Raw genomic sequence first — 23,597 nt, 5'->3', positions numbered from 1 at the left:
TGCTCATCTGGCGTTAACAGCGTGGGTGCACCTGTATTGCCGTGTCGTGCATCCGCGAGACCGTCCAGGCCCTGAGCGTGATACCGGGCGAGCAGGGTGTAAGCGCTCATCCGACTGTAGCGGGTGAGCGCTAACAGGTCAGGAAGGGAGCGTCCTTCTGCCAGGAGCGCAAAGAATTGCGCTCTACGACGCTGAACGGCACAGGTGCTGGTTTTGAAGAGCTGCCAGAAATCGGCGGCGTCATGTTGAAGAGGTTGACTGAAAGCGTTGGACTTCATGGCATATATTGTAAAATATTTAATCGGAGTCCGTATAACCCCTCTGCTTCGCAGCTCTGCGAGTCCGCCCCCTCCGGGGGCACCTCCCCTTAAAAGGGAGGCAAGAGGCTCAGAATTGCCGGGCCAGTCGCGCTCCTTGGCTCCCTTTTGAGGGGAGCTGGCAGCGAAGCTGACTGGCTGGAACAGCTCCGTAGGAGAGGGGTTATCTCTTCGCCTTCCAGTTTTCAGCCCTTATACCCCTCGACTCTTGAACCTGCTTCAGATCGTCGTGCGAATCCGCGCGGCCAGCATGTCCAGCGCGGGTTCGTTCATGCCGCCGTGGGGAATGATCACGTCGGCGTAGCGCTTGGTGGGTTCCACGAAACTCAGGTGCATGGGGCGCACGAATTCCAGATACTGCGAGATCACGCTCTCGGGGGTGCGTCCGCGTTCGCCCGTGTCGCGCAGCAGCCGCCGGATAAAACGCACGTCGGCGTCGGCGTCCACAAAAACTTTCAGGTGCATCCGCTTCCTGAGTTCCTCGTCGTACAGGGCAAAGAAACCCTCAAGCACCACCACGCTGCCGGGCAACACCGTGGTGGTGCGCGCTGAGCGGGTGTGCTGGGTGAAGTCATATTCGGGCATGTCGATGGGCACTCCCGCCAGCAGCGCGTCCAGATGCAGGCGCAGCAGTTCCCAGTCGAAGGCCGCCGGGTGATCGTAATTGGTCTTCAGGCGCGTCTCGAAGGGAATCTCGTCCTGGCTGCGGTAATAGTTGTCCTGGGCCAGCACCGACACGCCCTGCGCGCCCACCGTTTCCATCACCCGGCGCGTCACGGTGGTCTTGCCGCTGCCCGAACCGCCCGCCACGCCGATCACGAAGGGGGAGGTCATGGCGTTTCTCCAGCGGGTCCGATGTTGAGCACCAGAAGTCTCACGCACGCCCCAGGCTGCCGATCAGTTCGATGCGGCGTTCGGCCATGCGGCGGGCCACGACGCTGGGGGGTTTGCCGTACTGCTCGGCCAGATGGGTGATGCGGGTCACGGTCTGGTAGACCTGCTCGGCTGCCGCGTTCATGTCGGCCCCAGTGGCGGCGGCGATCAATCCCGCCGAGTTGATGGCGAAATCCGGCATGTACACGATTCCGGCCTCCTTGACCGCTTCCTCGCCCCGGCGGGTCAGCGGGTGATGCTCGCCCCCGGCGATCAGGCGGCACTGGAGCCTCGGCACGTCGGCGCTGTGGATGCTGTGGCCGAAGCCGCAGGGCGCGAAAATATCGCTGGGCACGTCCAGCGCGCTTCTGCACGGCACCACCTCCACACCGCTGAGCTGATCGGCCAGTGCGTAGGCACGTTCGCTGCGCTCGTCGGCCACGGTCAGTTTCGCGCCCTCGCGGTGCAGATGGGAGGCCAGCGAGCGGCCTACCGCGCCCACGCCCATGATCACCACCCGCACGCCGCGCATGCTCTCCGCGCCCAGTGCGAAGCGGGCGGCGGCCTTCATGCCCCGGTAGACGCCGTAGCCGGTAATGGCGCTGGTGTCGGTGTTCATGCCCAGCGTGGCCGGAGTTTCCTGCCCCACGAAAGCAATGTCGGCAGGGGTGACCCCGATGTCCTCGGTCAGCACCGCGCGCGTTTGCAGCGGCCTGACCTGACGGCCCAGCGCCCGGAACAGCGCCTCGCGGGCGTGTGGATCGTCCACCCCGGCCTCGGGCATCATCAGCACGCAGGCCCCGCCGCCGTAGTTCAGGCCCGCCAGTGCCGCTTTCAGGGTCAGGCTCTCCGACAGCGCCAGCGCGCCGCGCACCGCGAGTTCCTCGTCCTGCTCGCGCAGTCTCACGCCCGCGATGGCGGGCCCCAGCACCGTGGAATGCACCGCCAGCGCCGCCCGCAACCCGCTGGGGGCGTGCTGGAGGATGGTCAGGCTCTCGTGGCCGCGCGCCTGCATCTCCTCGAGGATCAACATGGCCGCGCCTGGGGCGGCTCCGCGCTGGCCCGTATGGCCCACGACTGGGAAGGGGAAGGCGACATGGGCCGTAGCCTAGCACCCTCTCCGGCCTTGCCCCTGTTGTTCGCTGGAATGCCTTAAAGCCTGTGTCAGACGGCATTCTCTGGGGACCGGGACAGGGAGTGGCTCCTGTCAGAGTGGAGTTGTATACATCAACGCTTTTGCCGTGAAAGAACGCTGTCAGACCGTTCGGGGCACTCTGCGTTCATGACCTTGCCCGCGCCCAGCCTGCTGTTCCCCCTGGATGGGAACGGGGCGGGCGCGCCGCACGGACGCCCATGAAGCTGGATGTGGGCGAGCAAAGGGGGATGGGAATGGAACAAATTGCTCCGCTCGCCAAGATTCTGGCAGAAGCGAACGGCATCGAATGGCAGCAGTTGCGGGGGTCCGGCTCGGGCGGTACGGTCATCGAGCAGGACATCCTGAACTATCTGTCACGCATCATGAGCGGCGAGGAAGAGCCGCCGTCCACTCCGGTGGACGAGATGCCTGAGGGCTGGACCGGCGACGAGCAGCTCCCTGCCGGGATGTTCAGCGCGGACATGCTCAGTCAGGCCGGGATCGACAGCGACATTGCCGAGTTCGTTACGCAGTCCCGCGCGCCGGAAGCCCCTGCGGTCAACGCTACGGCCAGCGCCGCCCACGACAACATGGATTTCGAGCTGGACGACGACATGGCCGACCTGGACGCCCCGCTGGCCGCCGAGCCGCAGCCCATCGCCACCGACTGGTCTTTCGCCCCAGCGCACACTCCGGCGCAGCAGCCCCCCTACATTCAGGAAGCGCCGCAGCCCATCGCGGCGGCCCCCGAACCCGCTTTCCCCAGCCTGAGCGCCCCGGAACCGGTGCCCGCTCCCGAAGTGCATCTTGCCGAGGTGCAGATGCCCGAGGTGCAGGTGCCTGCTGTTCATGTCCCAGCCGTCAGCGCGCCCAGCGTCAGTCACACCGATGTGGCGGCGGCGGCAGCGGGCGGGGGCCTGAGCGGCCTGCTCTCGCGCCTGTACCGCAAGGACAAAGTGGCCGAGGCCGCGCCCGCCGCGTCCGTTCCTGCGCCGACGCCGATGCCCGAAGTTCAGCCCGCGCAGCCCATGTCCGTCGCCGGGTCCACCAGTGGCTACGCCGCTGAGCTGAACGCGCCGGAATTCGATATGCAGCCCCCGGCTGTTCAGATGCCTGTGGCCGAGGTGGCCGCCGCCGAACCCCAGGTCGAGGAGGTCCACGCCGCCGAGGTCTATGCCCCCGAAATGGCCGCCCCTGAAGTCCAGGCTCCCGAAATGGAAGCCCCGGAACTCGAAGACTACGTTGCCCCCGAATACGAAGCAGCTCCTGAATACGACACGGCACCCGAGGGCATGGCAGAGCAGGAAACCGCGCCTCAGCCCGTGGCCGAGACCGAAGTTCACCCGCCCGTCGCTCAGCCGGAAGCCCAGCCCTTGGCCGCCAGCGCCAGCACCGATATGCCCGCCAGCGCCGTGTGGTTCGGCACCTACCTGCGCCGCGACGCCAGCGTGGTGGCCGCAGACGACCTGTGCGCCCAGCTCTCCGAGGCCCTGGGCAAGGACGTCTCGCTGGCCTTCCTGGTGGCCCGCGCCGCGCAGCGCCACGCAGATGTCCTGGGTCTGGACCTGGGGCATGTGGCCCTGCAAGGCGCAGACGGTCAGGACCGGCCCATCACGGGCGGTGCGCTGCGTGACGCCATGACCGCCCTGCACAGCGGTCAGGCCAGCGCTCCCGATCTGCTGGTCACCGACGCCGGAACGCTGGGCATGGACGATCTGCACTTCCCCCACACCCTGACCCTCAGCCTGGGCCGCGTACACAGTGGCCGCGCCGCACTGAGCCTGAACGGCGACGTGAACCCCCGCCAGGCTGCCCAGTTCCTGACCCGCGTGGCCGAGTCGCTGGAAAAACCCATCGCCCTGGTGCTGTAATATGGACTCCGATTGAAAGGTGTTGAAAACACCTGAAAATCCGAACGGAGTGAGCAGGAGAAAAACGGGTTCCGGGCGTGGAGTGCAGAAATCGGCGCTGTCCCGATTTCTGCGCGAAACAGACGGAATCCGTATAAGCGCCTCAAGAAGTTTCAACAGCCCACTCCCGCAGATGTCGGGGGTGGGCCTTTCTCGTGTGCCGGACGCTCTGAAAGCCGGATGTTACGGAAACGGCGCTTTCCCTGCCCTCCACCCGCCGCCCGGTCCCCCGGCCCAGTGGTATTCGCCGCCGCCCGGATGCTGCTGAACAGCCGCCTTGACTGCGTCAAGCGGTACGCGGCGGGCAAAGCGGGTGCGGGCGTGCCAGCCTCCCAGAAAAGCAGATGCCTGCGCCGATGCCGGGCTGCCCGAAGGGAACCCGCGTAGCGCCGCCCAGGCACGGTTGACCGCCAGATCAAACAGGGCACGCGGCGCGGCGGCGGCGTTGTCCTCGCCCTGCGGACTGGCCTCGGTCAGAAAGGGGCGTTCTTCAGGCATGGCAGGCTCCGGGCAAGGGATCAGCTAGGCCAGTCGGGTGGGAGTGGCAAGCGCGGCAATCTGCCCGGCGTGCCAGACGGTGTGGCGGGCGTTCAGGCGCAGAACTTCCGAGACGGTGATGCTCTCGTCGCTGTGTGTCAGCCGTGTCTGGAGCGCCCCGGCATTCAGCGCGCGGGTGGCATCCACCTCCCAGGCCATCAGGCGGGTCAATCCAGCGGCGTCGTCGGGGGCGGGGGTGTTCGTGGCGGCGGCGATCTGGGTCCAGTAATCGCGCTTGGTGGCGGTCAGATGGCTGGTCAGCCAGCCCACGCGTGGGTGCGGCTGCCCGTCAATGGTGTCCAGCGCGGCGCGCACGCTTTCCCAGGGGGAGTGGTTGGCCTCGTCCAGCAGGGTGGCCAGTTCATCGGCACTGAACATGTGCGTACTGGAGGTCACGCGCGGCTCCCTGGCCGAATGGAAAAAGCCTCACCGTTGCGGGTTAATCTTCCCACTTCCAGCATGCGGGTGGTCACGGCGCGGGCCTGCGCCTCGTCCAGCGGGCTGCTCTCGGCCAGATCGTTCAGGGTGAACACGCCGCCTTTGCGCCACGCCAGACGGTAGACCATCCGCTCCTGCACGTCGGGGCGGCCCTGCTGCGTCTGCTTGCGCCCGAAGACGCGCCACACCGCGTAGCCCACGGCCAGCCCCACCAACAGCGCCAGCGGGATCAGTCGGGCGGCCAGCGCCGGATCGCCCACCTGCGCGCCCAGCGCCCGGAGCGCGTCCTGGGCAGCCGCCACCGCTCCGGCGTCCGCGCCACTTTCAGTCAGTCTGCGGAGTGCGCCCCTGGCCCGCAGATAGCCCATGACCCCGCCCATGTCGCCGCGCACAAACACAACGCTGTAGGCCACCAGCGCCGCTGCAAAGCCCGCCAGGGCCGAGAGAATGGGACGTAGTCCTTTCACCCCGTCATGCTAGGCCACAACCACCGCCGCAATGGTGCGCGGGAGTCAAAAGAGGGTCCGCCGGGACTGGCCTTCACATCCACGCTGGGAAACGCCACTATGGCAGGCAGATGAAACGCATTGCCCCGGTCTTTCGCCCTGCCGCACTGGCCCAGCAGTGAACCCTGAACTGGAGATCAGACCCCTGCACGCCACGCCCGAGACCCGCGCGCAACTGGCCGCCCTGCTGGTGGAAACGGTGGCCGGGGGCGGCTCGGTGGGTTTTATGCACCCGCTGATGCCGGAAGCTGCCGCAACTTTCTGGGACGGGGCGCTGGACAGCGCCTCGCGCGGCGAACGGATCATCCTGGGCGGCTGGGACGGTCCGCACCTGATCGGCACCGTCACCCTGATCCTGAACACCCCGCCCAATCAGCCCCACCGCGCCGAGATCGCCAAGATGATGACCCGCCCCCAGTGGCGGGGTCAGGGCGTGGCTTCTGCCCTGCTGCGTGAAGCCGAGGCGCTGGCGGTGCAAAACGGGCGCACCATACTGGTTCTGGACACCGCCTCGGATGAGGGGGCGGCGGGGCTGTATGAGCGCGCGGGTTACACGTTTGCCGGAGAGTTGCCCGACTACGCCCTCAAACCGCACGGGGGACTGACGGGAACGCGGCTGTACTGGAAGCGAATTGGCGGGTAGTCCGCGTCAGCCTGTCGCTACCACTTGTCGTCGTCCAGTACCTCACCCTTGCCGTCGCGGCGGGCCTTGCGGCGAGCTTCCTTGCTCTGCTTGCGTTTTGGGCGGGGAGTCAGGGCCAGTTCGTACATCCGCGACCCATCGCAGGGGGCTGGGTACTCGCCCAGCGACTCGCCGGGGTCTGCCATTCGCAGGTTTCCGGCGATGTGCAGGTGGCGCTCACCACAGTACGGGCACTCGTCCACCACCCAGAACATGACGCGGGTGCCGGGCATATCGCGCAGCGACGCGAAGGCCATGCGCGGAGTGTTGCGGTCTTTCTTGCCCATAGACGTGCAGGCTAGCGCGGGCGTGGCGGGCCTTCTGTAGCGTCCCTCAGCGTTGACGGGTTCAGCGTCGGAACCAGTCGGAATTTTTCTGAATCACACAGAAATTGTTGCCGTCCGGGTCTGCCAGTACCACGCAATCAGCGTCCGGCCCGTAACGCCAGTCCGCCCGAGTCGCCCCCAGCGCCAGCAACCGCGCCACCTCCGCCGCTCCATCGTCGGCATAGAGGTCCAGATGATGACGGCGGGCAGACGGGGACGTAACCAGCTTGAGGGCCAGTTGGACGCCCGAACCTCCAAGCACAGAACCCTCGCGGGGAATCAGGACCACCCAGTCGTCGTCCGGTTCCTCACGCGGCAGGTAATCCAGCGCTGCCGTCCAGAACGCGGTGGCCCGCGCCAGATCGCGCACGCCCCAGACGATGGAACCTATCTTCAACATGGGTCAGTTGAGGGGCTTACCGGTCCGGCCTGCGCGCCGTGACCAGCATGTAACGGATGTCGGTGTTGGCTTCAAAACCCGAGGTGCTGTAGACCGCCACCGTCAGGGCCATGAAGTCGCCCTGCACACGCACCTCGGCCAGTTCGTAATGGAAGGTGCAGCGGCGGCTGGCGGGCACGCGGCTGTCCTCCTGCAACATGGTGGTGACCTCGGTGCCGGGCTTCGGGCTGGACGTGACCGAGAGCATCAGCCCGCGCGAGAAGCCGGGAGATTCGCCGCTGGGTGGGCATTCCTTGCTGGGACCGAAAGGAAGCTGTGCCAGCCGGAACAGCCACAGCTTGCCGCCAAATTCCACCGGGTAGGTCTGTGCGGCGGGCATATTCGGGCGGCCCGGCACCGACGCGGGAAAGACGTCCGGGCTGCTGGGTCTGGCGCGCAGGTCCGGCGGCGTGCGCTTCCAGACCACCGTGCCAGGGCGCAAGTCGCTGATGCCCAGGCGTTTGAGGGCGGGCGCGGCCTTGTTGAAGACCTGCCGGTTGATGACCTTTCCCTGCCCCGCGCTGGGATTTTCGCCACTCCGGCTGTAAAACCTTTCCAGCAGGGCATTTTTAGCACTGTCCACCACCCACAGTTCGGTGTAGACGCTGCCGCTGCCTTCCTGGGCACCCGACTGGGCCAGGGCCGCGTAGCGCCCGTCCGGCGAGAAACCGACGAACTCTGGATCGGCACGGTCTGCGGCGGCGTGCCCCAGCGCGGCGCACAGCAGCAGCGTCAGGAGGCGTTTCACCTCAGCGAACCTCTATGGCCACGCTGCTCAAGGTGGGATTGGGGCGGCCATTCTCGCTGGAGTAACGAATCTCGTAGCTGCCCGGCTCTTTGGGAACCTCCAGCGTGCGGGGGTTGCCGTTCCTGGTGTAAAAGTAGTTTCCGTAGTCTCCGACAGGCGTTCCCTTCTTGACAATCGTGACGTAATCGCCGGGATTGTTGGGTCCCGTCCACTTCACCTGAATGCTGCTGCCCGGTTTGGCGCTGGCGGGGGCGCTCAGGCCGTATTTGGGCGCAGTCAGGGTGAGGGGAATGCTGGCGAGGGTGGGATTGGGAGTGGCCTTCTCACTGGAATACCGCAGCTCGTATTCGCCCGCAGCCAGCGGCACGATCAGTTTGCCGGGGCTGCCTGCCTTGGTGTAGAAGTAGGTGGTGTATTTGCCGACAGGCGCACCCTTTTCTACCACCGTCACGTAATCGCCGGGGTTGTTCGGCCCGGTCCACTTGACTTCAATCTGGCTGCCCGCTCCAACAGATTTTGGGGCCGACAGGCCGTAAGTGGGCGGCGTCAGGGTAATTGGCGCAGTGGCGAGCGTGGGGTTGGGATTGGCCTTCTCGCTGGAATACCACAACTCGTATTCGCCGGGGTCCAGCGGCACGATCAACTTGCCAGGGTTGCCCGCTTTGGTGTAGAAGTAATCCTTGTAATTGCCGATGGGCGCACCCTTCTTGACGATGGTGACGTAATCGCCAGGGTTGTTCGGTCCGGTCCACTTGACCATGATCTCACTGCCTGCCCCGGCAGACTTCGGCCCCGAAACCGCGTATTTGCCCGTCTGTGCCGTGGCGGTGGCGCGGCCCAGCGCCTGCCCTAGCTCTGCACCGCTGCGGGTGTTCTCAAAGGTTCCCACGCCTTCAAAACTCTTGCGGGCCTTGTCGTTCAGGTCAATCCCGATGATGCGGAGATCCACCTCAATGCCCAGCTTTTTGAAGGTGGCGACGGCGTCATTCAGCTTGCCTCCGCAGGATTCCTCGCCGTCCGTGACCAGCACGATGACTTTGCGGCTGCTGTCTTTGGGAAAGTCGGCGGCAGCTTGCATCAGGGAATAGACGATGGGCGTGGCCCCTTTGGGTGTGGCAGCCGTCACCTGCCCTTGCAAAGCGGCCTTGTCAAAACCTTTCATCGGCGTGACCAGCACGGAATCCTCGCACTGCGCGCCCGCCTTCAGGCCTGCGCCGTAAATCCGCATGCCCACATTCAGGCTGGGATCGGCTTTCAGTCCACCCAGAAACTGCGTCAGGGTGGCCTTGGCGGAAGCAATGCGGGTCTGGCCGTCGGGCAGTTTGCCCAGCATGCTGCCGGAAGCGTCCAGAATCAGTTGAACATTCGTGGTGGTCTGTGCGCCCGCTGCGCCAGCAAAAAGACCCAGGCTGAGGGCCAGAACCACGGAAGTACGGCGGGACGACATCTGTAAGTGCATGTTGATCTCCTGGGGTAGGGGAAGCGGGCGTCCTGGGGGCGGGCCGCTCTGGGTGGGAGTGGGCGAGTTGGCTTCTGTCCCGACGACTTGTGTACGGGCGAACAGGCACTTTTTGCGGATGTCCTGGTCTGCTGCATGTGATGGCCAGCGGGGGGATACAGCGCAGGGACGGTCTGGGAGGCACAGACTCGGGCTGGGCCAGGCGGACGGTAAGGCTTGCGTTTGATCGTGAAGACGGGGACTGGCCTCCGCTGGATAAGAGGCATCTGAGGGGGAGTTAAGTTACATTATAACCAGACTCGGGGATAGCCGTCCAATTCCAGCGTCATGTCTGCGTTAGACGCTCTAAACTGCCCCCTGATGCCCGTCTCCTTCCCCATTCCCCGTGAGGTGCTGTGACGGCCCCGGACCAGACCAGCGAACTGGACCCCCATCTGGAGCGGGGGCGCAAGCTGCTGCACCTGTACCGCCGGGGCGTGGGCGGCGAGCGCACCAACGCCGGACGCCTGCTGCTGACCCACCTGAAGACCCAGGACCTGACCCTGTATGACCTGGACGCCAGTCTGCCCGTCTCTCAGGAACTGGCCGATCTGGACAACTGGCGCGAAAGTGCGGCGCTGCTGGCCCGCATCGGCAAATCCGAAGAGGCGGATGTGTTGACCCGTCTGGTGGATGCAACGGACCTGACCGACACCGAGCTGGCGCGGTTGCTGAAAGCCGTGGACACCGAGACGCTGGTGGACGTGCGCGCCGACGGCTGGGCCTACACCCACGGTGGCAACGCCGACGACTACCGCCGCGCCGCCCGGCGGGTTCTGCCCTCTGTGCTGCTGGCGGGCCGGGGTTCGCTGGCAGACCGCCTGCTGGCCGCCACGTTGCACCAGCACCATCTGCTCACGCATCCCGAACGCAACATCCGCGCGGCAGACGAACTGCAAAAGCGTGTGCTGCTGGGCCTGATCTTTGGCCTGACCGGACACCGCGCCGAGGCCACCGCCGAGGGTGTGCGCGCCCACCTGAACGCCGAGCAACTGGCCCGCGTGCGGGCGCTACTGGCCGGGCAGGGCGAACGCCTGAAAGCCGGGGCTTTGCGACACGCCGAGGAACTGGCGGCGGAGGTGGGGCGCGGGGGGTAGGAGAGTGAGTGGCTGTTTTTCCGCGTAGCTCTCACGCAAACCCCCCTAGTCTGCTTCGCAGCCAGCTCCCCTTGAGGGGAGCCAAGATACGCTACTGGCTGGGCAATCCAGTAACTCTTGCCTCCCTTTTAAGGGGAGGTGCCCCCGGAGGGGGCGGAGGGGTTTTCATGGGAGCCACCCCAGAAAGCCGACTTGCCCACTCCTTTCCATCTCCCTTCTGAAGCATCCCCATCAAGTCCTGCTGAGCCTCTGTCCCCACACACCCCATTTCTCGGAGCCACCACCATGAATGTCCTGTTCACCAAAAACTTCAGCGTCACCGCCGCCCAGCTTCATGCCCTGAAAGGTTCGCGTTACGCGGTCTGGGCCAGTCACTCCGATCCTGGCCACGGCATGCTGGCGGCGGCAGACCACACCTTTCTGGAACCGCGCGGCCTGCTGGGCGACGACTACGCGGCGTGGCTGCTGGACGCTTGCGTCCGCCACGGCATTGATCTGGTCATTCCCGGCAAGGAGCGCGAGCGGCTGGCAAGTTGGGGAGAACAGTTTGCGGTGGCAGGCGTCACCCTGATCACGCCCGCCTCGGAGGCCACCCAGCGCCATCTGGAGCGCAAGGACGAGTTTCTGCGCGACTGGGACACATCTATCCTGCCCATTCCCCGCTGGACCACCTTCGACAGCCTCGCCAGTTTTGATGACGCGGCGGCGACGTTGCGTGAGCCGGGGGTGCGCCTGTGCGTCAAGCCTGCGCGGGGCATCTACGCCAGCGGCTTCCGGGTGCTGATGGACACGCCGGACCTGAAGTCGTTTCTGGCGGGCGAGCTGTATCAGATGAGCCATGCGGCGGCGCGAGAGTTGTTCGCCTCGGGTGAATTGCCCACCATGCTGCTGATGCACACGCTGGAAGGCGCGGAGCGCAGCGTGGACTGCGTGGCGTGGCAGGGTGAACTGCTGCGAGCAGTGGTGCGCCGCAAGGGCGGGGAGGGCCAGCAGATTGAGGACCGCCCCGATCTGGTAGAAGCTGCCCGCCAGATCAGCGCCCGCTACGGCCTCAGCGGCATTTTCAACTTTCAGACCAAGGACGGGCCGGACGCGGACGGACGCAACCGCACCCCCAACATGCTGGAAATCAATGCCCGCGCCTCTGGGGGTCTGCGCTACAGCATGGCGGCGGGCGTCAATTTTCCTCTGCTGCTGCTGGACGCCGCCACGGGCGTGCTGGACCGCTCGTCCCTTCCCCCCGTGCGAACGGGTCTGCGCGTTGCCGAAGACAAGGTGGCCCGCGTGATCCCTGAGCAGGAGGCGACGGTTTGACCTCCGCCTTAACGTTCCACACGGTTAATCTGCCCAGTGGAACGCTGAAGCTCTGGCTGGAACGCCCACATCCACCGCTGGATACGCTGCTGGATTACGCGATGCGGCAGAACCCCCGGCGCGGCTTTCTGTTCGTCAGCCGGGTGCTGGGCAAGCACATTCCAATCTCCCCAGCAGTCGCGGCGCGAACTTACACACAGTTGGCGGCGGCCCTGCCTCCTCTGACGGCCCCCCATTTTATCGGGCTGGCGGAAACGGCCACCGCGTTGGGAGAGGGCGTGTATCACGCGTGGCGCGAACAACATCCAGACCAGACCGCCACCTTTCAGCACACCACCCGTTACCAGACCTGGCACCCGCTGCTGCTGCGCTTCGACGAGCCGCATTCGCACGCCCCGGCCCATCTGCTGTATGACCCTGGCCCCGCCGCCCGCGCCGCCACGGAACTGGTGTTGGTGGACGATGAACTCTCCACCGGGACCACGCTGGAAAATCTGGCCCGCGAGTGGCGCAGCCTTCACCCGCATCTGCGCCGCGTGGTGATGGTCAGCCTGACCGACTGGTGTTCGCGCCGGTCTGAGATCCAGGAGAGGCTGGGTCTGCCCGTGACCTTCGTGAGTCTGACGCGCGGAGGCTATGATTTCACGCCTGCCGCCGACTGGCAGCCTCCCCAGTTGCCCGCCGTGGCTGGAAACGGGGCCGACAAATCGGCGCTGTTGCCTGCCAGTGGGCCGCGCTACGGACAGGATGTGGAGTTGAGCTGGCCTGAACTGAGCCTGTCGCCTACAGACCGCGTGCTGGTGCTGGGAACGGGCGAATATCAGTATCCAGCCTTCGCACTGGCGCAGCGGCTTGAGCCGGACGTATTTGCTAGCGTTTTCTCGGCCACCACGCGCAGTCCGGTGCTGGAGGGGCTGGCGATGGCCCGCAAATTCAGCTTCAGCGACAACGTGGGGGACGGCATCGCCAATTACCTGTACAACGTTGATCCCGACGCTTACACCCGAATTCTGGTGACGTATGAGGGGCGCTGCCTGCCCGATTCCGCCCTGATGACGTTGCTGGGCGACAGGGCGCAGGCTGTCCGTATCAGTCCTCTGGAAGCCTAGTGATCGTCGCCTTCACCGATCTGGACGACACTCTGTTCCAGACCCTCCGCAAGTTGCCGCCAGGAATGGAGGGTCTGACCCCGGCCACCCTGGGGCGAGACGGCCAGCCGCATTCGTTCTGCACGCCCGCGCAGTCGGCGTTGCTGGCGCACTTCGCAAACACTGGCGTCACCGTGATTCCAGTCACGGGCCGCGATCAGGCGGCGATGGCGCGCGTGACCCTGCCCTTCACCTCCTGGCGGGTGCTGGACCACGGTTTAACGGTTCTGCGTCCAGACGGACAGGTAGATACCGACTGGCGTGGGCAGGTGCTGGAGGGGCTGGAAACTATGCAGAGCGCGTTAGCCGACTGCACCCAGACAATTGCAGAACTGGCTGGAGCTTTGGGCTGCCGCCTGACCCGGCATACCGCCCACGACACCCACTTCATGACCGTCCTCAAGCACCCGGACGCCGATGCGGACAGCCTGGAACGGGTGCAACTGGCGCTGGAGAAGCATCTGGAATCACGCGGTTACACGGACCTCCAGATCATCGCCAATGCCAACAATGTCAGTGTGCTGCCGCGCCATCTGGGCAAGGCCGAGGCGGTGCGTTACCTGCGCGGGCAGCATTTTCCGCATGCCACGCTGACGCTGGCCCTGGGCGACAGCCTCAGCGATCTGGCCTTCATGAACGCCTGCGATCTGGCGATCACGCCGCCGGGCGGTCAGCTCCTGCGGACGGTGAGTGCCGCGAAGTTGCCCCAGCGGTAACAACTTTATTCAGGCGAAGCGTTCCAGATCCGGGTGTTCCTTGAGTTGCTGCACCACGCGCTTGATGTCCTGGGTGCGGTCCTTGCGGACCACCAGCGTGACCTCGTTGGCGCGCACCACCACCACGTCGTCCAGACCGATGGTGGCGATCAGATCGTCGCCGTTGGTGGTGTAGAGGATCGCGCCCCCGGTGTCCAGGCCTACATGGCGGCCCACCGCGACGTTCTCGCCCTCGCCCTTCAGCAGGCGTTCCAGCGCGTTCCAGTCGCCCAGATCGTCCCAGCCGAACTCGGCGGGAATCACGCTCACGGCGTCCGACTTTTCCAGAATCGCGTAATCGATGCTGATCTTGGGCAGCGTGGGGAACGTCTCGCGCAGGGCACGGTGGGTCAGGCCCTGTGCGTCGGCGTTCATCGCGTTGCTGAGCTGCCCGTACAGCTCCGGCTGATGCTCCTGGAAGGCGTCCAGAATGGCCGAGACCTTCCAGATGAACATGCCGCTGTTCCAGGCGTAGCCGCCGTCTGCCAGGAAGCCCTGCGCCGTCTCCGAGTCGGGCTTTTCGGTGAAGCGTGTGACTGCGTAGGCGGTGAATTCCTCACCTTCACCCATGCTCTCGCCGCGCTGGATGTAGCCGTAGCCGGTGGCCGGAAAGGTGGGCGTGATCCCGATGGTCACCAGTCGCCCACTGCTGCTTGCCAGCGCAATGGCCTGCCGCACCACCCGTGAAAAGGTCTGGGTATCGGTGATGCGGTGATCGGCGGGAAACACCCCCATCACCGCGTCAGGCTGTGTGCGTCCGATTCGCAGGGCGGCGTACAGCACGGCGGGGGCGGTGTCGCGGGCGGCGGGTTCCACCAGCAGGTTTTCCAGCGGCATCTCGGGCAACTGCTCCAGCACCTGCGAGCGGTAGTCGTTGCCCGTGACCACCATCAGGCCTTCCAGGTCACCGCACAGTTCCACCAGCCGGTCACTGGTGGCTTGCAGCAGGCTGCGCCCGGAGTCGTCCAGGGTCAGGAACTGCTTGGGCCGGTGGCGGCGCGACAGTGGCCAGAAGCGTTCGCCGCTGCCCCCGGCCAGAATCACCGGAACGAATGGGGCGGCCTCTGAAGCAGAGGTCTGGCCTGGGCTGGGCTGGACCGAATTGGTCTGGGCAGTCTGCATAACTGGACTCTACAGTGCCAGAAAACGGCGTCGGCGCGTCTTGTGGTTCTGGGGGGTGGGGGAGAGGTGGCCTCCGCTTACCGGTCTGCGGCCTCATCAGTTTCAGGCTTTCCAGCGCGGTCCACTATTCCGCAAGCCCGGAGACCGGGTCAGGCTTTCCACAGGCACTCCCAAGGAACTGTCAGAAAGAAGTGGCAGGGCAGCCCCTAGACTGCGGGCCATGAAGGCCATCATCCCCGCCGCAGGACTGGGCACCCGCCTGCGCCCGCTGACGTTTACCCGCCCCAAACCCGTGCTGCGGGTGGCCGGGCAGCCGATCATCCGCCACGCCATCCGCACGCTGATGGCCGCCGGAATCACCGACATCGGTATCGTGGTCTCGGACATCACGCGCGGGGAAATCCAGCATGCCGTGCGCGAGATGCAGGGCGTGAACCTCACGCTGATCAACCAACACGAGCAACTGGGGCTGGGCCACGCGGTCCTGACCGCCCGTGAATGGGTGGGCGACTCGGACTTCTGCGTGTACCTGGGAGACAATCTCTTCGAGTTCGGCGCAAAACCCTTTGTGGACCGCTTTCTACAGGAAAAGCCTGCGGCCCTGATCGCCCTGGTGGAAGTCGCGGACCCCACTTCTTTCGGTGTGGCCGAGCTGGACGGCGAACGCATCAAGCGGCTGGTAGAGAAACCCAGGGTGCCGCCCAGCAATCTGGCGGTGGCCGGGCTGTACTGCTTCACGCCGCAGATTTTTAAGGTGCTGGAACACATGCCACCCTCGGCGCGTGGCGAGTACGAGATCACCGACGGTATTCAGGGACTGATTGAGGGCGGTGCGGCGGTGCTGGGCCAGCGCGTCGTGGGCTGGTGGAAGGACACCGGACGCCCGGACGATCTGCTGGACGCCAACCGCCTGCTGCTGGAGGGCCTGGAAACCGATATCCAGGGCACCGTCGAGAACTCGCGCATCTCGGGCCGGGTGGTCATTCCAGCCTCGGCGCGGGTGACGGGCAGCCAGATCGTGGGGCCAGTCATGTTGGCCGAGAACGTGGTGATCGAGTACGCCTATATCGGCCCGTTCACCAGCATCGGGCGCGGCAGCGTGATCCGCAATGCCGAAGTCGAACACAGCGTGATCGACGCCGAGGCCGTGATCGAGAACACCTACCGCCGCCTGCAAGACTGCCTGATCGGCGTGCGGGCGCAGGTGCGCGGGGGCCGCGAAATGCCGCGCACCCTCAAGATGATCATCTCGGACGCCAGCATTATCGAACTGGTGTGAGCGGGCCTGAGCTGGATGGGCTGGACAGGCTGGAACGGCTGCCGGAGGGGCTGGTGGCCCCAGTCGATGACGGGGCCTGTGACCATCTGCCGGGGCGGAGGCTGCCTGCTCTTTCGCTGCCCGCCACCGAGGGTCCGCCCATCGATCTTTCCGCCCTGCCCGGCCTGACCGTGCTGTACGCCTATCCGCGCACAGGCCAGCCGGACCAGCCGTTGCCCACCGACTGGGACCTTATTCCAGGGGCGCGGGGTTGCACGCCGCAGTCCTGCGCTTTCCGGGATCATCACGCGGAGTTGCAGGCTGCTGGGGCGCGTGTCTTCGGCCTCAGCACGCAGGACACGGCGTATCAGGCCGAGGTGGCGGGACGGCTGCACCTCCCTTTCCCGCTGCTGTCGGACGCTGAGTTGAGGTTTGCGGGCGCGCTGAGTCTGCCGACATTCGAGGTGGATGGAATGCAGTTGCTGCGCCGGGTGACGCTGATCCTTCGGGACGGCGTGATCCAGAAGGTCTTCTACCCAGTCTTTCCGCCCGATCAGAACGCGGCGCAAGTGCTGGCGTGGCTGGCGGAAAGCCACCCTGCCCCCGCCGCTTCGTAGGCCGCTTTGCCTACGGTCCTACCGTGCGTGGAACGCGGTTGCCTGACCCCACGCGCTCTATTATTAAAGGATGAGCGATTCTCCCCTGATTCACCTGGGTTCTCTAATGCGGTCCTCCGAGGACGCGCACGCCGAGGGCGAACTTGACCACCTGAACTACGAGCAGGGCGGCAAAACGCAGACCCTGACCTTTACCGAACCCGCGCCCTACGAGATCAGCGTCAACTCTCTGGGCGGCAGCGAGATGTACCTGCAAGGCAGTTTTGAACCCACCATCACGATGGAGTGTGCCCGCTGTCTGCGCGAGGTAGAGGTGCCGCTGGAACTCACGCTGGGCACGCTGATGCGCTACGAGCCGTCCGCCGACGCGCCGTATCTGGAGGAAGCCGAGACCGGCGAGGAAGTGCTGATCTTCGGTGATTCTACCCTGGACCTCAGCGGGTATCTGGCCGAGATCACCCTGATGTCCGCGCCCCTGAGCGTGGTCCACGATTCCGAGTGCAAGGGGCTGTGTCAGGTCTGCGGCCACGATCTGAACGATGGTCCCTGCGAACATATGGCGGCAGTTCCCGTCGAGGAAATCGACGACGATCTGGGCATTCCCCAGAGCAGCGGCCACGCCAAGCAGAACCCCTTCGCGGGCCTGCGTGACCTGCAGGTACCGGAAGAGTGAGCGTGGCGGATACGCCTGAGCTGACCTCCCAATTGACCCACTTCCGGGACGGCCTGCCGCGCATGGTGGACGTGACCGACAAGGCCCCAACCACCCGCACCGCCACCGCCGAAGCCTGGGTGCGCCTGCCCCCACAGGCCCGCGCGGCGCTGGAGGCCGGGACCAACCCCAAGGGCGATCCGCTGACCGTGGCGCGGCTGGCGGGGCTGGCGGGCAGCAAGCGCACGGCGGACCTGATCCTGCTGTGCCACCCCATTCCCGTGACGGGCGCAGACGTGCAGGTCACGCTGGAAGACGCGGGCGTGCGGATCACCGCCACCGTCCGCACCACTGCCCCGACGGGGGTGGAGATGGAAGCCCTGACCGCCGCCAGCGTCGCCGCCCTGAACGTGTACGACATGCTGAAAGCCGCCAGCAAGGCGCTGGAAATTACGGGTATCCGGTTGCTGAGCAAGACGGGTGGCAAGAGTGGCGACTACTCCGCCCCGCCAGCCCCCTAGACAGCCGCCGGGAACTTTCGGGAATCCTCTATCGTAGGGGAACAGTATGGGCATGGAGCGACACAACCGGGGCGAGGGGTCAATGGCTGACCCGTCTGACTGGCTGGAGTTGCTCCACCGCGAGGCTGAGGGTGAGCTGACCACCGAAGAAACCGAGGCATTGCACGCGCTGCCCGATCAGGAGGAAGTGGTGCGCTGGCGGCTGCGGCTGGCTTCGAGTACCGCCCGCCTGAGCGCCCTGCCGCCCCCCGGTCTGCCCGCCAGTTGCGCTCAGGCTGTGGCCGCTGAGGTGGCCTGGAGCGTACGCCTGGGTGCAACTCGGCCAGAGCTGCCGCACTCGCTGGCGGGCGCTGTGGCGGCAGATATTGCCGCTGCCCGGCACCTGCAAACCCAATCCCTTCCTCCGCTTCCCCACAGCCTCGCCGCTGGAGTGGTGGACGACATCCGGGCGGCGCGGCAACTGACGCCGCCTCCCATTCCTTCCAGCGTGGCCGCTGCCGTCGCCTCCGAGATCGCGTGGGCTGGGCGGGTCCAGGTCCCTGCGCCCGCGCTGCCGCGTTCGGTGGCCGGATCGGTGGTGGCGCGGATTGCCCAGCCGGAAGCGGAGACTGTTTCTTCACCTCCACTCAACCCTGTTCCTGTTTCACCCGCTGCCAGTTCATCATCAGTCAGTGGCTTCATGTCTCCCCTCAAGCCCCGGCACAATCCCGCGCCGCTGGCTCTGGTGGTGGCGCTGATGGCCGGGCTGACCCTGCTGGCCGTGACCACGGTGTGGCCCAATCTGGCTGCCGGGGCGCTGGTCTTGCAGACCCTGCTGGCCCAGGTGTCGCCGCTGGCCGGGGTGGGGCTGGCGCTGCTGCTGCTGACCAGCATTTTGATCAGTTGGCGGCCCGGCCCGGTCATGCAGCGGTTCGGGGCGGGGGCCTTTGCCCTCAGCGCGGTGCTGACCCTGCCCGCGCTGTACAGCGTGGCCGTTCATGGGGACGTGCGTTTCGGGCAGAACATCGTGGTCAGCGGGCCGGTGGATGGCAACGTGATCGCGGTGGGCGGGCATATTCGCCTGGAAGCGGGCGCGCGGGTCAACGGCGAGGTGGTCACGCTGCTGGGCGATGTGCGCCGCGATCCGGGGGCGCAGGTCAGCGGGCGCGTGAATGCGCTGCTGGGCCACGCCCCCGGCGATCTGGCCGCGCTGGAAACGGCCCCGCCGCAGGGGATCGGCATTGCCACCGCCGCCGCCTTCAGGCCGCTGCTGGGGTGGCTGGGCAGTGCGGCGTGGCCTCAGATTTTCGTCACGCTGACCGGGGGCGCATTGCTGCTGCTGTTCGTGGCTGGGCTGGCCCCCACGCTGGCCCGCCGTCAGCGCCACGCTCCCATGCGGACATTGGCGCTGGGCGTGCTGGCGCTGGCGGCGCTGGGTGGTCCCGCGCTGGCTCTGGCGCTGGCCGGGCTGCTGGGGCCCGCCCTGGTGGCCGCCGCGCTGGCCGTGGTGATCCTGGCCGTGGGCCTGAGCGTCAGCGCCTATGACCTGGGCCGCGCCCTGGCCCGCCGCCTGCGCCTGCCCGTTCCCGACGCGGTGGGGGCGATGCTGGGCCTCAGCGCCGTGGCCGCCAGCCTCAGCGAGCCGCCGCTGGCCTTTGGGCTGGCGCTGATTGGCGGGGCTTGGGGCGCGGGAACGTTGTTGCTGGCAAGGGGTGGGGCGCGGATGGGTTGAGGGGTAGTCAGTGCAACTCCTCTCTAGGCTCCAACTTCACCCTCTGCCCAGGCGAGAGCAAGGGCAAAATCACAGCCCCAGATGCAGCCGAATTCTGCCGTCCAATTCGCGCATCAGGTCTTCGGGAACGTGGCCCAGGCGCTGGCGCACGCGGGTCAGGGCTACCGAACCGATCAGTTCCGTCTGCGCCTTGCTGTCCTGATTTAGTCCCGTGCGTTCCGTGGGCAACAGCAGTTGAAAGGCGTAAACGTTGCTCAGATTGCTGGTGAGCGGAATAACCGTAATGGCGTCTGCCTCAGCGTTGGCGACATTGTTGGTGATGACCACAGCGGGCCGGATGAAGTCGGCTTCAGCGCGGCGGGCCGGGCCAAATTCAATCAGGAGAATGTCGCCCCGCCGAATTAGCCCTACAGCCATTCGCTGCCATCGCTGGCTTCCAGACCATCCGTGTTGCCTTCCAGAAAGCGGGCGCGTTCCGGGTCATTCTCGCGGGCCAGGGCAGCGTAATCCTCGGCCAGTTGCTGATCGCGCAACGCCTGAATAGCTTTCAAAACAGCCTCGCTCCGACTTGCCAGTTGGTGGCTCTGCTGATACTCCTCCAGATAGCGGGCGGCATCTGGAGGAAGGCTAATGGTCATGCGCTGTGCAGAATCTGTGGTCATATCTTCATACTATCATTCATAACAATCGTATTAAAGACTTGAGCTGCCCCGTTCATTACTTGGCAAAATCCCCAAAGAAGAAAGGCCAGAGAATCACGTCTCCGACCTTTCCATCCTCGCTACCCTTAATTCAGGATGCGCTTGAGGTGCAGGTAAATCTCGTACCAGTCGCCCTTGTCGCGCGGGCGCTTGCCACGCAGTTCGATGCGCGACAGCGTCTGCACCCAGTCGGGCGTGATCTGCGGCCCCAGCGTGGGATCGGCCACCAGATCGGCCAGTCCCTTGGGCATGGACCCCTCGGTGGACGCGCCGTAAAATTCGACGCCCTCCAGCAGATCATGAACCGTGATGGCGTAGGACGCCGCCAGGGTTTGCAGGGTTTCCAGGCTGGGGTTGGTGCGGCCACGTTCCAGATCGCTGAGGTACGGGACGCTGATCCCGGCAGTCTCGGCGACGTCTTTGAGCCGCAGCCCGCGTTCGCTACGGAGTTCGCGGAGTCTTTCGTGCAATTTCATGTGTCACCTCCTTGGCTGCGGCTTGGCCTCACTGACTCTGCTCCATTCGCGTGCTGAACGCGGGAAAACAGATTCGGCGTGCCGCCTGGGACTGCTCTTTTTCTGCGGGCGTGGCCCCAAGTGGGGGCGTTTGCCTGTGGGCAGAATCGGGCAGCCTTGGTTGGAGTGTAACACTGTTCCCCACTACGGTCAATACAGAATACGGGGGGCAGAGTTCTTGCACAGCCGTCCGTCGCTCTGCTATAGTCGTAATCAGCAAGAGGTTTTCTCCAAAGTCGATTTTCCTATCTCTTCCCCCTCGCGGCCCCCTCAGGCTGGAAGGAGTCCACAGTTATGCGCGCACTGGACACGATTGCCGAGAGCATCCGCGTGGGGTACGTTCACCCCACCACCGTCTTAAACACCCTGATCGAAGTGGAGAATGATGGCGGCCTGCTGGCCGTGCGCCGCGTGGAGCGTCAGTTGTGCCTCGGCACCCACGCCCTGCGCGAACGCGGCCACCCCAACACGGCCCTGGCCCAGAGCTGGCTGGGCGCGGCCCGCGCTTATCTGGTCACTCAGGCCGAGCGCAAACAGGCGGTCTGAAAGGAAGAGGGAAAACGGCCCGGACATTAAGTTGCGGGCCGTTCCTCTGTTTCGTGTTTAGCTTTCCGCCCCGTCCAGCCCGTAAATCTCGCCGTATTTCTTGTGCAGATACGCCACATACGGATCGGCGCTCAGCGGGCGTCCGGTGGCCTGCTCGGTGATCTGCGTGGGCGTCAGGCTGCGCCCAGACTGGTGAACATTCTCGGTCAGCCACGCCAGCAGCGGCGCGTATTCGGCGTTCTGGATGCCCTGTGCAACCCCTGCATCCGCCTGCGCCGCCTCCAGCAGTTGCACGCTCAGCAGGTTGCCCAGCGCGTAGGTGGGAAAGTACCCGATCAGCCCGGCGGACCAATGCACGTCCTGCAACACGCCCTGCGCGTCGTTGGGTGGGGTCAGCCCCAGGTAGTCCTGCATCTTGGCATTCCACGCCTCGGGCAGCTCCGAGACCTTCAGGTTGCCCTCCAGCAGCGCCAGTTCCAGTTCAAAGCGCAGCATGATGTGGAAGTTGTACGTCACCTCGTCGGCCTCCACCCGAATCATGCTGGGGTTGACGCGGTTGACGGCGCGGTAGAGGGTCTGTGCGTCCAGCCCGGCGGTGACTTCGGGGGCGGCGGCCTGAAACTGCGGGAAGTAGCGTTCCCAGAACGGCAGGCTGCGGCCCAGCAGGTTCTCGAACAGCCGCGACTGGCTTTCATGCACGCCCAGGCTCGCGCCCCCTGACACCGGGGTCCGCTCCCAGCGCCCGGAAACGCCGCGCTCGTACATGGCGTGCCCGGTCTCGTGCCACGTTCCGAACAGGCAGGCGGGCCAGTACGGCTCTACCCGCGTGGTGATCCGCAGGTCCGAGCGGCTGAAATTGGTCATGAACGGGTGCGCGCTCTCGTCCTGGCGGGAAAAGGAACTGTCCAGCCCGAACGCCTCGCCCGCGATCTTCCACGCGAAGGCTTTCTGCGCCTCGGCGGGAAAGGGCCGCGTCAGCACGCCGTAATCCGCCGCGTCCTCTGCCGCCGCGATGCGCCTGAGCAGCGGCAGGGTGCGGTCCCGCAGGTCCGCGAAGATGGTCTTGACCGCGCCCGCCCGCATCCCCGGCTCGTAGTTGTCCAGGAGGGCGTCGTAGGGGTGTTCGTCGTAGCCGCGCAGATCGGCCTCGCGGCGGGCCAGCTCCATCATTCGGGTCAGGTGCGGCGCGAACGTGGCGAAGTCGCTGCCTTTCCGCGCCGCGATCCAGGCGTGGTGGGCCTCGTTCTGGGCGCGGGTCCGCTCCTCCACGAACTCGGTGGGCAGCTTGGTGGCCTTCTCGAAATCACGCCGCGACACGCGCACGATGGCCGTGTCGGTGTCATCCTGCGGCGCGGCGGCGTTCAGCAGCTCTCCGGTCTTCTCATCCGTGAACATCGCGTGGGTCAGGCCCGCCAGGGTGGACAGTTGCAGGCCCCGCACGCGGGCAGCCTCGTCCGGCATGCTGGTTTCCTGCTCCCAGGACATCAGCGCCTCCGCCGCGCCCAAATCGGACACCTGCCCCAGACGGCGGCGCAGTTCGGTCATGGATGGCTCGGTCACGGTTTCGGGTGTGGAGGTGGACTGGGTTGTGGTCATGCTTCAGGATAACGCCGCAAAGCGGAGACGGGGCCGGGGTCCAGCCGCCTATGCCCCGTCCCAGAGTTTCACGTCCAGTACGCCGCCTTCCTGACCGATCACGATCACCGCGTCGCCGGGATGCAGGGCGTCGTCGCTGTGGGCGGCCAGTTGCGTGACCTGCCCGGAAATGGTCACGGCCACCCGGCCCGGACGTCCCGGCGCGGGCGAGATCAGCACCTCTCCCGTGCGCCCCGCCAGCCGTCCCGTGCCCCCGCTGACCTCGCCGCGTGTGCGGGCCAGCCGGAACAGGTAGGCCGTGAAGCCGCCCACCGCCAGTCCACTGACCAGCGCCATCACGAACTGCACGGTCACGGACGCGCCGATCAGCCCGCCCAGTACTCCAGCCAGCCCGAAAAACGTGGCGAAACTCACCAGCGCCCGTAGGCTGAACCATGAGGCGATGTCTCCCGAGCCGGGATGATCTGCGGTGAGGTCATGCCCACCAACATCATGCCCGCCCAGCAACGACAGCCCGAACAGCACGCCGCCCACGATCAAGCAGATCAGATAGATGCCCACAGCAAAGTCCCCCTCTGCCGCCTATTACGCGGCGGGGGGGGGAAAGGTTGCCAGCGTTTGGCTCAGTGTCCGGC

Annotated in this window: 28 protein-coding genes; 12 read left to right on the top strand and 16 right to left on the bottom strand. The window is 65.8% G+C overall.

What is annotated here, in order from left to right:
- From Q319_RS27130 to Q319_RS0112190, 3 genes are all read right to left on the bottom strand, one after another.
- The coding region (locus Q319_RS27130) for a helix-turn-helix domain-containing protein (RefSeq protein WP_156039318.1) at positions 1-278 on the bottom strand (278 nt) is incomplete at its 3' end.
- Positions 279-536: 258 nt separating this feature from the next.
- Positions 537-1,151 (bottom strand): uridine kinase, encoded by a 615-nt coding sequence (gene udk / locus Q319_RS0112195; RefSeq protein WP_029482778.1) that lies wholly within the window; start codon positions 1,149-1,151, stop codon positions 537-539.
- A gap of 40 nt (positions 1,152-1,191) precedes the next feature.
- On the bottom strand, positions 1,192-2,223 hold the full coding sequence (locus Q319_RS0112190) for a Glu/Leu/Phe/Val dehydrogenase family protein (RefSeq protein ID WP_029482777.1): 1,032 nt from the start codon (positions 2,221-2,223) through the stop codon (positions 1,192-1,194).
- Positions 2,224-2,579: 356 nt separating this feature from the next.
- On the opposite strand from Q319_RS0112190, the gene Q319_RS0112185 reads away from it, so the two are divergent.
- A complete protein-coding gene (locus tag Q319_RS0112185; protein ID WP_029482776.1) occupies positions 2,580-4,196 on the top strand; it encodes an E3 binding domain-containing protein in 1,617 nt (538 codons plus the stop codon).
- A 222-nt stretch (positions 4,197-4,418) separates the two neighbouring features.
- Here the strand turns inward: Q319_RS0112185 and Q319_RS0112180 are convergent, their stop codons facing one another.
- Genes Q319_RS0112180 through Q319_RS0112170 form a run of 3 tightly spaced genes read right to left on the bottom strand, consistent with a single transcriptional unit; the run spans position 4,419 to position 5,677 of the window.
- Positions 4,419-4,733, bottom strand: a complete 315-nt coding sequence (locus tag Q319_RS0112180) for a hypothetical protein (protein WP_029482775.1) — start codon at positions 4,731-4,733, stop codon at positions 4,419-4,421.
- Between the two features lie 24 nt (positions 4,734-4,757).
- Positions 4,758-5,168, bottom strand: a complete 411-nt coding sequence (locus tag Q319_RS0112175) for a hypothetical protein (protein WP_245619172.1) — start codon at positions 5,166-5,168, stop codon at positions 4,758-4,760.
- Positions 5,165-5,677 (bottom strand): hypothetical protein, encoded by a 513-nt coding sequence (locus Q319_RS0112170; RefSeq protein ID WP_029482773.1) that lies wholly within the window; start codon positions 5,675-5,677, stop codon positions 5,165-5,167. The genes Q319_RS0112175 and Q319_RS0112170 overlap by 4 nt, the downstream gene beginning before the upstream one ends.
- 157 nt (positions 5,678-5,834) lie before the next feature.
- On the opposite strand from Q319_RS0112170, the gene Q319_RS0112165 reads away from it, so the two are divergent.
- On the top strand, positions 5,835-6,359 hold the full coding sequence (locus tag Q319_RS0112165; protein WP_029482772.1) for a GNAT family N-acetyltransferase: 525 nt from the start codon (positions 5,835-5,837) through the stop codon (positions 6,357-6,359).
- A 17-nt stretch (positions 6,360-6,376) separates the two neighbouring features.
- Here Q319_RS0112165 and Q319_RS0112160 read toward each other — a convergent pair whose 3' ends face one another.
- The 4 genes from Q319_RS0112160 to Q319_RS0112145 all read right to left on the bottom strand — a co-directional run bounded on the left by Q319_RS0112160 (position 6,377) and on the right by Q319_RS0112145 (position 9,370).
- Positions 6,377-6,685, bottom strand: a complete 309-nt coding sequence (locus Q319_RS0112160; RefSeq protein ID WP_029482771.1) for a hypothetical protein — start codon at positions 6,683-6,685, stop codon at positions 6,377-6,379.
- A gap of 61 nt (positions 6,686-6,746) precedes the next feature.
- Entirely contained in the window at positions 6,747-7,124 is a 378-nt protein-coding gene (locus Q319_RS0112155; protein ID WP_029482770.1) for a VOC family protein, read from the bottom strand.
- A 16-nt stretch (positions 7,125-7,140) separates the two neighbouring features.
- A complete protein-coding gene (locus tag Q319_RS0112150) occupies positions 7,141-7,911 on the bottom strand; it encodes a DUF2259 domain-containing protein (protein ID WP_029482769.1) in 771 nt (256 codons plus the stop codon).
- 1 nt (position 7,912) lies between these two features.
- Positions 7,913-9,370, bottom strand: a complete 1,458-nt coding sequence (locus Q319_RS0112145) for a vWA domain-containing protein (RefSeq protein WP_156039317.1) — start codon at positions 9,368-9,370, stop codon at positions 7,913-7,915.
- A 395-nt stretch (positions 9,371-9,765) separates the two neighbouring features.
- Between Q319_RS0112145 and Q319_RS0112140 the strand changes: the two genes are divergently transcribed.
- The 4 genes from Q319_RS0112140 to Q319_RS0112125 all read left to right on the top strand — a co-directional run bounded on the left by Q319_RS0112140 (position 9,766) and on the right by Q319_RS0112125 (position 13,684).
- Positions 9,766-10,506: a hypothetical protein gene (locus Q319_RS0112140; RefSeq protein WP_245619170.1), complete on the top strand. Its 741-nt coding sequence runs from the start codon at positions 9,766-9,768 to the stop codon at positions 10,504-10,506.
- A 285-nt stretch (positions 10,507-10,791) separates the two neighbouring features.
- Positions 10,792-11,820, top strand: coding sequence for an ATP-grasp domain-containing protein (locus Q319_RS0112135; protein ID WP_029482766.1), 1,029 nt, complete (start codon positions 10,792-10,794; stop codon positions 11,818-11,820).
- On the top strand, positions 11,817-12,929 hold the full coding sequence (locus tag Q319_RS0112130; protein ID WP_034414876.1) for a phosphoribosyltransferase domain-containing protein: 1,113 nt from the start codon (positions 11,817-11,819) through the stop codon (positions 12,927-12,929). The genes Q319_RS0112135 and Q319_RS0112130 overlap by 4 nt, the downstream gene beginning before the upstream one ends.
- Entirely contained in the window at positions 12,929-13,684 is a 756-nt protein-coding gene (locus Q319_RS0112125) for an HAD-IIB family hydrolase (protein ID WP_029482764.1), read from the top strand. The genes Q319_RS0112130 and Q319_RS0112125 overlap by 1 nt, the downstream gene beginning before the upstream one ends.
- A gap of 9 nt (positions 13,685-13,693) precedes the next feature.
- Here Q319_RS0112125 and Q319_RS0112120 read toward each other — a convergent pair whose 3' ends face one another.
- Entirely contained in the window at positions 13,694-14,845 is a 1,152-nt protein-coding gene (locus Q319_RS0112120; protein WP_081846015.1) for a mannose-1-phosphate guanylyltransferase, read from the bottom strand.
- Positions 14,846-15,065: 220 nt separating this feature from the next.
- On the opposite strand from Q319_RS0112120, the gene Q319_RS0112115 reads away from it, so the two are divergent.
- The 5 genes from Q319_RS0112115 to Q319_RS27900 all read left to right on the top strand — a co-directional run bounded on the left by Q319_RS0112115 (position 15,066) and on the right by Q319_RS27900 (position 19,604).
- Positions 15,066-16,124, top strand: a complete 1,059-nt coding sequence (locus tag Q319_RS0112115; protein ID WP_029482762.1) for a glucose-1-phosphate thymidylyltransferase — start codon at positions 15,066-15,068, stop codon at positions 16,122-16,124.
- Entirely contained in the window at positions 16,121-16,720 is a 600-nt protein-coding gene (locus Q319_RS0112110; RefSeq protein WP_245619168.1) for a peroxiredoxin, read from the top strand. The genes Q319_RS0112115 and Q319_RS0112110 overlap by 4 nt, the downstream gene beginning before the upstream one ends.
- Positions 16,721-16,790: 70 nt before the next feature.
- The gene (locus Q319_RS0112105; protein WP_029482760.1) at positions 16,791-17,393 is read left to right on the top strand and encodes a DUF177 domain-containing protein; all 603 of its coding nucleotides are present in this window, start codon (positions 16,791-16,793) and stop codon (positions 17,391-17,393) included.
- 2 nt (positions 17,394-17,395) lie between these two features.
- Positions 17,396-17,893, top strand: coding sequence for a cyclic pyranopterin monophosphate synthase MoaC (moaC, locus tag Q319_RS0112100; RefSeq protein WP_029482759.1), 498 nt, complete (start codon positions 17,396-17,398; stop codon positions 17,891-17,893).
- 82 nt (positions 17,894-17,975) lie between these two features.
- Entirely contained in the window at positions 17,976-19,604 is a 1,629-nt protein-coding gene (locus Q319_RS27900) for a bactofilin family protein (protein ID WP_245619166.1), read from the top strand.
- A gap of 69 nt (positions 19,605-19,673) precedes the next feature.
- On the opposite strand, the gene Q319_RS0112090 is transcribed toward Q319_RS27900, so the two are convergent.
- The 3 genes from Q319_RS0112090 to Q319_RS0112080 all read right to left on the bottom strand — a co-directional run bounded on the left by Q319_RS0112090 (position 19,674) and on the right by Q319_RS0112080 (position 20,781).
- Positions 19,674-20,021, bottom strand: a complete 348-nt coding sequence (locus Q319_RS0112090; protein WP_029482757.1) for a type II toxin-antitoxin system PemK/MazF family toxin — start codon at positions 20,019-20,021, stop codon at positions 19,674-19,676.
- Positions 20,012-20,266 carry a ribbon-helix-helix domain-containing protein gene (locus Q319_RS0112085; RefSeq protein WP_029482756.1) on the bottom strand — a complete coding sequence of 85 codons (255 nt, stop codon included), beginning with the start codon at positions 20,264-20,266 and terminating at the stop codon, positions 20,012-20,014. Before Q319_RS0112085 ends, Q319_RS0112090 begins: the two co-directional genes overlap by 10 nt.
- 125 nt (positions 20,267-20,391) lie before the next feature.
- Positions 20,392-20,781 (bottom strand): helix-turn-helix domain-containing protein, encoded by a 390-nt coding sequence (locus Q319_RS0112080; RefSeq protein ID WP_029477988.1) that lies wholly within the window; start codon positions 20,779-20,781, stop codon positions 20,392-20,394.
- Between the two features lie 333 nt (positions 20,782-21,114).
- On the opposite strand from Q319_RS0112080, the gene Q319_RS0112075 reads away from it, so the two are divergent.
- Positions 21,115-21,366, top strand: a complete 252-nt coding sequence (locus tag Q319_RS0112075) for a hypothetical protein (protein ID WP_029477987.1) — start codon at positions 21,115-21,117, stop codon at positions 21,364-21,366.
- 57 nt (positions 21,367-21,423) lie between these two features.
- Here the strand turns inward: Q319_RS0112075 and Q319_RS0112070 are convergent, their stop codons facing one another.
- Complete coding sequence (locus tag Q319_RS0112070; protein WP_029482755.1) at positions 21,424-22,962, bottom strand: carboxypeptidase M32; 1,539 nt, start codon at positions 22,960-22,962, stop codon at positions 21,424-21,426.
- A 48-nt stretch (positions 22,963-23,010) separates the two neighbouring features.
- Positions 23,011-23,523, bottom strand: coding sequence for an NfeD family protein (locus tag Q319_RS0112065; protein WP_029482754.1), 513 nt, complete (start codon positions 23,521-23,523; stop codon positions 23,011-23,013).
- Between the last annotated feature and the right edge of the window lie 74 nt (positions 23,524-23,597).

It is taken from the genome of Deinococcus marmoris DSM 12784, assembly GCF_000701405.1.
GTDB classification, from domain to species: Bacteria; Deinococcota; Deinococci; order Deinococcales; family Deinococcaceae; genus Deinococcus; species Deinococcus marmoris.
This window is presented reverse-complemented; position numbering and strand designations above follow the sequence as displayed.